Below are 9,435 nucleotides of genomic sequence, written 5' to 3'. Positions count from 1 at the left end.
GGGGTGCTCCGCATCGTGGCGGCAGCCGTCCGGGCCCACCCGGTGGCGTCCGACCGGCCCCCTGGGGGGAGGACCAGCATGGACCGAACGCTTATCGTCGCGAAGGTGGTGCCGACCGGCGAGTCGGCGGTCGCGGAGATCTTCGCCGAGTCCGACACGACGGAACTGCCCCGCCTGGTGGGGGTCCGGCATCGCTCGCTGTACCGCCTGCACGACCTGTACGTGCATCTGATCGAGACCGAGTCGGCTGGCGACGGTGCCGTCGAGGCCGTTCGGGAGCACCCCGAGTTCGTCCGGGTCAGCAGCCGGCTGAGTTCGTACATCTCGCCGTACCGGCCGGACTGGCGTTCGCCCCGGGACGCCATGGCGCGCTGCTTCTACCGCTTCGACGGGCGCCGGCCATGACTGCCACCGCGCCCTCGGGCGAGACCCTGTGGTCCCGGTGCGGCGGCTGCGCCGCCCTGCTCTACCGCAAGCGGCTGCGCCGCAACCTCGACGTCTGCCCGGAGTGCGGCCTGCACGCCCGACTCGCCGCACCCGAGCGGGTCGGCCAGTTGGTCGACCCGGGGTCGTTCCGGCCGTTGCCGGACCGCGCGGTCGAGGTGGACCCGATCGGTTTCGTCGACGTCCTGCCGTACCCGCACCGGCTCGCCGCCGCCCGCGCCGACACCGGCCTCGCGGAGGCGGTGCTCGGCGGCATCGCGACAGTGGGCGGGTCGCGGTGTGCGCTCGCGGTGATGGACTTCCGGTTCCTCGGTGGCAGCCTGGGCTGCGCCGTCGGGGAGCTGATCACCCGTACCGCCGAGCAGGCTCTGGAATCGGGCGTGCCGCTGGTCCTGGTCACCGCGTCCGGCGGTGCCCGGATGCAGGAGGGCGCGCTGTCGTTGATGCAGATGGCCACGGTCAGCCAGGCGATGGCCGCGCTGCGCGAGGTCGGGCTGCTCACCGTGAGCGTGCTGACCGACCCCACCTACGGCGGGGTGGCGGCCTCCTTCGCCACCAGCGCCGACCTGGTACTGGCCGAGAGCGGCGCCCGGATGGGCTTCGCCGGCCCCCGGGTGATCCGACAGGTGACCGGACGCAACCTGCCGGAGGGTTTCCAGACCGCCGAGTTCCTGCTGCGGCACGGCCAGGTCGACATGGTGGTGCCCCGGCACGCTCTGCGTGCCCGACTGGCGACCCTGCTCGCCGCGGCGGGAACCGGCCGCCGGGCCACGAGGCGGTCTGTCGCGGGCGCCCCGCCGGTCGAGGCGGCCCGCCCGGTAGAGCTGTCCCGGGCGCCGGTGCGCGACGCCTGGGAGACGGTACGTCTGGCCCGGCATCCGGGCCGTCCCACCACCCTGGACTATCTGGAGACCACCTTCGACGGCTTCACGGAGCTGCACGGCGATCGGCTCGGCGGCGACTGCCCGGCGGTGGTCGGCGGGCTGGCGCGGCTCGACGGCCGGCACCTGATGGTGATCGGCCACCAGAAGGGACACAGCACCGCCGAGTTGGCTGCCCGCAACTTCGGCATGGCCACCCCGGCGGGCCATCGCAAGGCGTTGCGACTGATGCGACTCGCGGCCCGACTGGGGCTGCCCGTGGTGACCCTGGTCGACACCCCGGGGGCCGATCCGGGCGTCGAGGCGGAGGAGCACGGCCAGGCGGCGGCGATCGCGGAGAACATCCTGACCCTGAGCGTGCTGCCGACGCCGGTGGTGACCGTGGTGACCGGGGAGGGCGGCAGCGGCGGCGCCCTGGCCCTGGCGGTGGCCGACCGGGTGTTGATGCTCCAGCACGCGGTCTACTCGGTGATCAGCCCGGAGGGCTGCGCCGCGATCCTCTGGCCCGGTCGCACCGCCGCTCCGCAGGCCGCCCGGGCCCTGCGACTGACCGCACCGGATCTGTGCCGGCTCGGGGTCGTCGACGAGGTCGTTCCCGAGCCGGACGGCTCTGCCGCCGACGACCCCGAGGCGACGGCGCGGGCCGTCCGCCAGGCGCTGCTGGCGAACCTGCTGCCGCTGTTGGAGGTGCCCGCGGTGACCCTCGTCGAACGACGGCGACGACGCTTCCGCCGCTTCGGTGCCGCTCGTGCCGGTGCCCGGGTGGGTACCCGATGAGCGCCGCGCCCACCGTCCCCGCTGCGGCGACCGCGCCGAACGGTGACGGGACCGGGCAGCGGACCGACGCTGTCGCCGGTCAGGAACCCGACCGGCGGCCGGCGGCCGACGCCGCCCTGGCCGACCTGCGCCGACACGCCCAGCAGCTACTCGCCGAACTGACCGACCCGGTGCGCCGGCTGCGGCTGCGTCTCGGCGACGCCGAGCTGGAGGTGGAGTGGTCTCGGCCGGTCGACCCGGAACCGGGCGTACCGTCCGGCCCCACGGGTTCCGGTGTCGCCGCCCCGGCCCCCCGGTCACCGGTCGAACCGTCCCCGGCCCCACCGGCGGCGGGTCCCACGACCGGCGCCAGCGTCCGTTCCCCGATGGTCGGCACCTTCTACCGGTCGCCGCAGCCGGGTGCGGCACCCTTCGTGGCCGTCGGCGACCTGGTCCGACCCGGGCAGGTGGTCGGCATCGTCGAGGCGATGAAGCTGATGAACGAGATCGCCGCGGACCGGCCCGGCCGGGTCGTCGAGATCCTGGTCGCCGACGGACAGCCGGTGGAGTACGACCAGCCGCTCGTCGCCCTGGCTCCGGCCTGAGGGTGGTGCGCCGATGTTCTCCAAGGTGCTGATCGCCAACCGGGGTGAGATCGCGCTGCGCATCCTGCGCGCGTGCCGGGAACTGGGCATCCGTACCGCCGTGGTCTACTCCACCGCGGACGCCGACTCGGTGGCGGTGCGGCTGGCCGACGAGGCCGTCCGGATCGGCCCCTCGGCCAGCCGGCGCAGCTACCTCAACGCCGCCGCCGTGGTGGAGGCCGCCCGTAAGGTCGGTGCCGAGGCGGTGCACCCGGGCTACGGATTCCTCTCCGAGGACGCCGACTTCGCGGAGATCTGCGCGGACAACGGGTTGACCTTCGTCGGGCCGCCGCCGCACGTGATGTCCGTGCTCGCCGACAAGTCCGCCGCCCGGGCGTTGATGAGCCGAGCCGGGCTGCCGCTGGCACCGGGTGCCGTACAGCCGGTACCGACGGCCGCCGAGGCCGCCGCCGTCGCCGCCGAGGTCGGCTACCCGGTGATCATCAAGGCCGCGGCCGGGGGAGGGGGCCGGGGGATGACCGTGGTCCGGACCCCGGCGGACCTGCCCCGGGCGTACGCGCGCACCCGGGCCGCCGCCCAGGCCGCCTTCGGCGACGACCGGGTGTACGTCGAGCGCTACCTGACCGACGCCCGGCACGTGGAGGTCCAACTGCTCTGCGACTCGCAGGGCAACGGCGTGCACCTGGGCACCCGGGACTGCTCGGTGCAGCGCCGCCATCAGAAGCTCGTCGAGGAGGCGCCCGCTCCGGCGCTGTCCCCGGCGACGTTGGACGCCATCGCCAGCATCGCCCTGCGCGGCGCACTCGACGTCGGGTTCACCGGCGCCGGGACGGTGGAGTTCCTGGTCGACGCCGAGGAGCAGTTCCACTTCCTGGAGATCAACTGTCGCATCCAGGTGGAACACCCGGTCACCGAGATGATCACCGGTATCGACCTGGTGCACGAGCAGTTCCACGTCGCCGCGGGCACCCCGCTGCGCTGGCGTCAGGAGGACGTCCGGTTCACCGGGGTGAGCGTCGAGTGCCGGGTCAACGTGGAGGATCCGGACCGGAACTTCGCGCCCACCCCCGGCCGGCTGGACCGGTTCGTGCCTCCCGGCGGCCCGTTCACCCGGGTCGACACGCACGGGCATCCCGGTTACCTGGTGGGGCCGCACTACGACTCGCTGCTGGCGAAGGTCGCCGTCTGGGCCCCGGACCGTGACCTGGCGTTGAACCGGCTGGACCGGGCGCTCGGCGAGTTCGAGATCTCCGGACCGGGGATGCGGACCACCATCCCGTTCGTGCGGCGGGTGCTCGACGACGCCGAGTTCCGCAAGGGGCGTCACTCCACCGGGCTGGTGGACCGCCTGATCGCCGCACCGAAACCCACACACCCGAGGAGGAAACGATGACCGTCACCGACGACGACTCGCTGACCGCGGAGATAACCGACATCCTGGTCACCAACTGCGGACTCGACCCGGACGCGGCCGCCCGCGCGCCGGCCGCCTCCCTGGAGGAGTTGGGCATGGACTCGCTCGCCCTGCTCGAACTCTCGGCCGTCGTCGCTGACCGGTGGCAGGTCAGCATCCCGGAGCAGGCCGCGCAGCTGAGCATCCCGGGCGTGGCCGACCTGGTCGCCCGGCGGGCCGACCCGCCCGGGCATACCGAGAACAGCATCGTCGTCGCCGCTCCGCTGGAACTGGTCTGGTCGGTGACGAACGACGTGGCGAACTGGCCGGACCTGTTCACCGAGTACGCACGGGCCGAGATCCTCGACCGGGACGGCGACACGGTCCGGTTCCGACTCACCATGCATCCCGACGAGAACGGAGTCGCCTGGAGCTGGGTCAGCGAACGCACCGCCGACCCGGCCACCCGACAGGTGCGCGCCCGCCGGGTGGAGACCGGACCGTTCGAGTACATGCGGATCCGCTGGACCTACACCGAGGAACCCGAGGGTGTGCGGATGACCTGGGTGCAGGACTTCGCCATGAAGCCGACCGCACCGGTGGACAACGCCGGGATGACCGAACGGATCAACACCAACAGCGCCGTGCAGCTGGCCGTGATCAAGGAACGCGTCGAGCGGCTCGCCGGTTACCCGACGACCACGCCGTCGACGAGTGCCACCCCGACGGCCGTCTCGACCGGTGCGAGCGCGACAGGAGCCGACGATGAGTGACCTCGCCCTGGTGGCCGCCCGGGACGTGCCCGCCGACCGCCGACGCGGCGGCGAGCTACGTGTCCTGCTCGGTCCGCGTACCGTCGGCAGCACCTCGGGTTTCATGGGGGTGGCCAGCATGGCGCCGGGAGAGCGGATCGCCGAGCACTACCACCCGTACAGCGAGGAGTTCCTCTACGTCGCCCGGGGCGCCATCACCGTCGACCTGGACGACGAACCGGTGCCGCTGGCGGCGGGCGAGGCGCTGTTCGTGGCCCGCAACGTCCGGCACCGGCTGCGCAACACCGGGCACGTGCCCGCCGAGGTGGTCTTCCACCTCGGACCGCTGGCGCCGCGCCCGGAACTCGGCCACGTCGACACCGAGCTTGTCGAACAGCGGGACCGGTCGTGACCACCCGGCGCACCGTGGTCACCGGCGTCGGGGTGGTGGCCCCCGGCGGGGCGACCCGGGACCGGTTCTGGAAGACCATCACCGAGGGGCGTACGGCGACCCGGCGGATCACCTTCTTCGACCCGTCGCCGTTCCGGTCGCAGATCGCCGCCGAGTGCGACTTCGACCCGGACGCCGCCGGGTTGACCCCCGCCCAGCGGCAGCGCGCCGACCGGTACGTGCAGTTCGCGCTGGCCTGTGCCGCCGAGGCGGTCGCCGACAGCGGGCTGGACCTCACCGACGCCGAGCGCGACCGCACCGGTGTGGTCCTGGGCACCGCCGTCGGCGGCACCATGGCACTGGAACAGGAGTACGTGACGGTCAGCGACAGCGGCCGCCGCTGGCTGGTCGACGCGGCTCTCGGTGGCCCGTACCTCTACCCGGCGCTGATGCCCAGCAGCCTGGCCGCCGACGTGGCCTGCCACCACGGACTGCACGGGCCGGCCCAGGTGATCTCCACCGGCTGTACCTCCGGCATCGACGCCATCGGCTACGCCCACCAACTGGTCGTGGACGGCGAGGCCGACATCGTGCTCGCCGGAGCCGCCGACTCGCCCATCTCGCCGGTCACCGTGGCCTCGTTCGACGCCATCAAGGCGACCAGCCCGGACAACGACGACCCGGCGCACGCCTCCCGCCCCTTCGACGCCGACCGGCACGGCTTCGTGCTGGCCGAGGGGGCGGCGGTGCTGGTGCTGGAGGAGGCCGGACACGCCGCGCGGCGGGGCGCGCACGTCTACTGCGAGGTGGCCGGCTACGCCAGCCGCAGCAACGGCTACCACATGACCGGGCTGCGTCCCGACGGCCTGGAGATGGGCCTGGCCATCACCGACGCACTGCGGCAGGCCCGACTGGCCCCCGACGACGTCTCCTACATCAGCGCGCACGGCTCCGGCACCCGGCAGAACGACCGGCACGAGACGGCCGCCTTCAAGCGGTCGCTCGGGTCGGCGGCCCACCGGGTGCCGATCAGCTCGATCAAGTCGATGGTCGGGCACTCGCTGGGCGCCATCGGCGCCATCGAGATGGCCGCGTGTGCGCTGGCCATCGAGTTCGGCGTGGTGCCGCCGACCGCCAACTGGGCCACCCGGGACCCGGAGTGCGACCTGGACTACGTGCCCAACGAGGCCCGGGAGGTGCCGGTGGACGTGGCGCTCTCGGTGGGCAGCGGCTTCGGCGGGTTCCAGTCGGCCATGCTGTTCCGCAGGTCGGCCCGGGACGTGACGCGGTGAGCACGAGTCGGGTCGGACGGCCCACGCCGGTGACGGCATGACCGGCGGGCGGGCCGTGGTCACCGGCGTCGGGGTGGTGGCACCCAGCGGCGTCGGCGCGGACGCGCATTGGCGTACGGTCCTGTCCGGCCGCCGCCGGACCGGACCGATCAGCCTGTTCGACGCCACCGGCTACCCGACCCGCCTCGGCGGCGAGGTCGCGGACTTCGACCCGGGCCGGTACGCGGACAACCGTGCCCTGGTGCAGACCGACCGGTGGACGCACCTCGGCTTCGCCGCCACCGCGCTGGCGCTTGCCGACGCCGGCCTGCCGGAGCGGGCCACCGACCCGTACGGCTGGGCGGTGACCCTGGCCAGCGCCTCGGGCGGCAACCTGTTCGGCCAGCGGGAGTTGCAACGCCTGTGGTCGTCACCGTCGCGCACGGTCGGTGCGTACCAGTCGATCGCCTGGTTCTACGCGGCCAGCGTCGGACAGCTCTCCATCCGGCACCAGGCGAAGGGGCCGTGCGGGGTGCTGGTGGCGGAGTCGGCCGGTGGCCTGGACAGCCTGGCGCACGCGGTGCGGACCGTGCGGCGCGGCGCCTCGGTGGTGCTCGCCGGGGCGACCGAGTGTCCGCTGAGCCCGTACGCGCTGGCCTGTCAGCTGCGCTCCGGCCTGCTCAGCGAGGTGACCGATCCGGAGCGCGCCTACCGGCCGTTCGACGCCACCGCCAGCGGATACCTGCCCGCCGAGGGTGGCGCGGTGTTCGTGGTGGAGGAGCTGGAGCACGCCCGCGCCCGGGGCGCGCGCAGCTACGGCGAGGTGACCGGCTGGGGTGCCACCCACGACGCGGCGCACACCACCCCGGACAGCGCCGGAGACGCGCAGCAGTACGCGCGCGCGATGCGGCTGGCCCTGGGTCGGGCCGGCGTCGAGCCGGACGAGGTGGACGTGGTCGTTCCCGACGCGCTCGGGGTGCCCCGCTACGACCGGGCCGAGGCGAGCGCCCTGCGGGCCGTCTTCGGCGCCCGCACGCCGCCGGTCAGCACCCACAAGGAGTTGACCGGGCGGGCCCATCAGGGTGGGTCGGCACTTGACGTGGCCACCGCCCTGCTCGCCTTCGCGCACGACACGCTGCCCGCCTCGGCCGGGCCGCAGGTCGTGGCCGAAGGCTGCGAGCTGGATTTCCTGCGGGCCGCCCGTCGCCCGCGTACCCGGGTGGCGTTGATCTGCGCCCGGGGTTTCGACGGGTTCAACAGTGCGCTCGTGGTGCGCGGTGCACCGCCGGCGGGACAGGAGTGGTGATGACGCGAGCACGGGTGGTCTTTCTCGTGCGGGTGCCCGACGAGCGCACCGAGGACTTTCTCCGGGCCTACGAGGCGGTCCGGCACCTGGTCGCCGACGGGGTGCCGGGTCACCTGGTCGACCAGGTCTGCCGTTCGTCGACCGACCCGGAGCAGTGGCTCATCACCAGTGAGTGGAGCAGCCTGGCCGACTTCGAGGCGTGGGAGCGCAGCCCGGAACACCGCGACCTGGTCCGGCCGATGCGGGAGTGCTTCACCGCCGCCCGGTCCCTGCGTTTCCACATCCACGCGCAGACACCGGTGCCGGCCGGAACGCCATGAACGCTCGGTCAGTGCCCGCTCACTGAAGGTTGACACACGGAATCGATCATCCTCGCCGGTCGACCCGACGGCAATCCGGTCAGTCGCCCTTCTCGGACATCCATTTGCATGACGCAATGTCCGTCGTGGCTGCCGTAGGGTTCTGGAAGCGCTCCGAGCAGGCGATCTGCGTCCGGTGCGTGCCGCGGCGACGCCGAGGGTGGAGGTGGGGAGTCATGACCGGACCGCTGTGCTCGCCGAGCGAGACCGATCGGCGCCCCCGCGCCGACCCGCCGACCTCCGCCGACCGGCAGCCCTCGGATGACCGGCGGCATCGGGCTGCGCCCCGGTTGTCGACGCGGCCGGTGGGCCCTCAACGCGACCCGAGGTCGACCTCGGCCAGGTAGACGCAACTGTGCCCCTCGTGCGAGGAGTAGTAGCTGACGTGCAGTCGCTCGTCGTGCCAGGCCAGGCCGGGGTAGCTGGAGTCGCCGCCGGAAGGTAGCGTCACCAGCTCCCGCAGCCGACCCTGCGCCACGTCGACGGCGCAGATCGCGGTCCGCACCGAACCGTCGTGCAGCCGTACGCCGGCCACCAGGGTGCCGTCGGGCAGCCGGCACAGCGCCGGCCCGCCCACCCGTACCCCGAGGTCCGTCCAGATCCACTCCCGGTAGGGCGGGCGGGCCCGGCCGAGCTGCGCGCTGGCCGTGTCACCGTCGCGCCGCAGCAGGCAGGTGGCGGTGCCGTCGGGGTCGAAGACCAGCCCGGACTCGTTCGGATACCCGCCGGAGAACAGGGTGCGCACCACCGGTCGCAGGTCGAAGCCGTCGTCGCTGCGGTAGAGCCGGGCGAACCGTGGCTCCCGGGTGGCGTAGCCGACGCCGTACATCGCGTCGCCGTGCCAGGCGGCCTGCCAGACCCAGACGTCCGGTTCGCCGATCGGCCGGGGCTCGTCCCACCGGTGACCGTCGTCGCTGACCGTGGTGACCGTCCGGAACCGCTTCGGGGTGCCGGTCGCGGCGGCGGCGAGCAGCTGCAACCGTCCGTCGGGGCGCAGCACGAAGCGTGGGTCGCGCAGGTCGACACCGGACTGGGCGAGGACGGCCGCGGTCTGCCAGGAGTGAGCGTCCGATGAGGTCAACACCCGCAGGACGCCGTCGTCGGACAGGTGCGACCGGCCCTGTCGGAACGCGCAGAACCACTGTCCCGCGTACCGGACCAGGTCGGTGAAGGCGTTGTGCGGGGCGGTGTCACCGATACGGCGTAACGCGCGCACCTCGGTGGTCGCCGGACGGATGATCACGTGCGCCGACGGTACGCGGAGCGGGCGACGCGGA

Annotated in this window: 10 protein-coding genes; 9 read left to right on the top strand and 1 reads right to left on the bottom strand. The window is 73.4% G+C overall.

Going from position 1 to position 9,435, the window contains the following annotated elements; translation table 11 throughout:
• Positions 1 to 78: 78 nt before the first annotated feature.
• Genes KBX00_RS09720 through KBX00_RS09680 form a run of 9 tightly spaced genes read left to right on the top strand, consistent with a single transcriptional unit; the run spans position 79 to position 8,119 of the window.
• Complete coding sequence (locus KBX00_RS09720) at positions 79 to 405, top strand: TcmI family type II polyketide cyclase (protein WP_210825444.1); 327 nt, start codon at positions 79 to 81, stop codon at positions 403 to 405.
• Positions 402 to 2,102, top strand: a complete 1,701-nt coding sequence (locus tag KBX00_RS09715) for an acetyl-CoA carboxylase carboxyltransferase subunit alpha (protein WP_210825442.1) — start codon at positions 402 to 404, stop codon at positions 2,100 to 2,102. Before KBX00_RS09720 ends, KBX00_RS09715 begins: the two co-directional genes overlap by 4 nt.
• Positions 2,099 to 2,686 carry an acetyl-CoA carboxylase biotin carboxyl carrier protein gene (gene accB, locus KBX00_RS09710; protein WP_210825440.1) on the top strand — a complete coding sequence of 196 codons (588 nt, stop codon included), beginning with the start codon at positions 2,099 to 2,101 and terminating at the stop codon, positions 2,684 to 2,686. The genes KBX00_RS09715 and accB overlap by 4 nt, the downstream gene beginning before the upstream one ends.
• A gap of 13 nt (positions 2,687 to 2,699) precedes the next feature.
• Positions 2,700 to 4,079, top strand: a complete 1,380-nt coding sequence (locus tag KBX00_RS09705) for an acetyl/propionyl/methylcrotonyl-CoA carboxylase subunit alpha (RefSeq protein WP_210825438.1) — start codon at positions 2,700 to 2,702, stop codon at positions 4,077 to 4,079.
• Entirely contained in the window at positions 4,076 to 4,852 is a 777-nt protein-coding gene (locus KBX00_RS09700) for an SRPBCC family protein (protein WP_301547648.1), read from the top strand. Before KBX00_RS09705 ends, KBX00_RS09700 begins: the two co-directional genes overlap by 4 nt.
• Complete coding sequence (locus tag KBX00_RS09695) at positions 4,845 to 5,243, top strand: cupin domain-containing protein (protein WP_210825436.1); 399 nt, start codon at positions 4,845 to 4,847, stop codon at positions 5,241 to 5,243. Before KBX00_RS09700 ends, KBX00_RS09695 begins: the two co-directional genes overlap by 8 nt.
• Positions 5,240 to 6,514, top strand: coding sequence for a beta-ketoacyl synthase (locus KBX00_RS09690; RefSeq protein ID WP_210825434.1), 1,275 nt, complete (start codon positions 5,240 to 5,242; stop codon positions 6,512 to 6,514). Before KBX00_RS09695 ends, KBX00_RS09690 begins: the two co-directional genes overlap by 4 nt.
• A 37-nt stretch (positions 6,515 to 6,551) precedes the next feature.
• Positions 6,552 to 7,799, top strand: coding sequence for a beta-ketoacyl synthase N-terminal-like domain-containing protein (locus KBX00_RS09685; RefSeq protein ID WP_210825432.1), 1,248 nt, complete (start codon positions 6,552 to 6,554; stop codon positions 7,797 to 7,799).
• A complete protein-coding gene (locus KBX00_RS09680) occupies positions 7,799 to 8,119 on the top strand; it encodes an antibiotic biosynthesis monooxygenase family protein (protein ID WP_210825431.1) in 321 nt (106 codons plus the stop codon). Before KBX00_RS09685 ends, KBX00_RS09680 begins: the two co-directional genes overlap by 1 nt.
• Before the next feature lie 352 nt (positions 8,120 to 8,471).
• Here KBX00_RS09680 and KBX00_RS09675 read toward each other — a convergent pair whose 3' ends face one another.
• Complete coding sequence (locus tag KBX00_RS09675) at positions 8,472 to 9,401, bottom strand: sialidase family protein (protein WP_210825429.1); 930 nt, start codon at positions 9,399 to 9,401, stop codon at positions 8,472 to 8,474.
• Positions 9,402 to 9,435: the final 34 nt, after the last annotated feature.

It is taken from the genome of Micromonospora sp. C95 (assembly GCF_018070465.1).
Taxonomy (GTDB): Bacteria; Actinomycetota; Actinomycetes; order Mycobacteriales; family Micromonosporaceae; genus Micromonospora.
This window is presented reverse-complemented; position numbering and strand designations above follow the sequence as displayed.

Coding starts and splice junctions, on each gene's coding strand:
- KBX00_RS09720 (WP_210825444.1), top strand. CDS start 79: ATGGACCGAACGCTTATCGTCGCGAAGGTGGTGCCGACCGGCGAGTCG.
- KBX00_RS09715 (WP_210825442.1), top strand. CDS start 402: ATGACTGCCACCGCGCCCTCGGGCGAGACCCTGTGGTCCCGGTGCGGC.
- accB (WP_210825440.1), top strand. CDS start 2,099: ATGAGCGCCGCGCCCACCGTCCCCGCTGCGGCGACCGCGCCGAACGGT.
- KBX00_RS09705 (WP_210825438.1), top strand. CDS start 2,700: ATGTTCTCCAAGGTGCTGATCGCCAACCGGGGTGAGATCGCGCTGCGC.
- KBX00_RS09700 (WP_301547648.1), top strand. CDS start 4,076: ATGACCGTCACCGACGACGACTCGCTGACCGCGGAGATAACCGACATC.
- KBX00_RS09695 (WP_210825436.1), top strand. CDS start 4,845: ATGAGTGACCTCGCCCTGGTGGCCGCCCGGGACGTGCCCGCCGACCGC.
- KBX00_RS09685 (WP_210825432.1), top strand. CDS start 6,552: ATGACCGGCGGGCGGGCCGTGGTCACCGGCGTCGGGGTGGTGGCACCC.
- KBX00_RS09680 (WP_210825431.1), top strand. CDS start 7,799: ATGACGCGAGCACGGGTGGTCTTTCTCGTGCGGGTGCCCGACGAGCGC.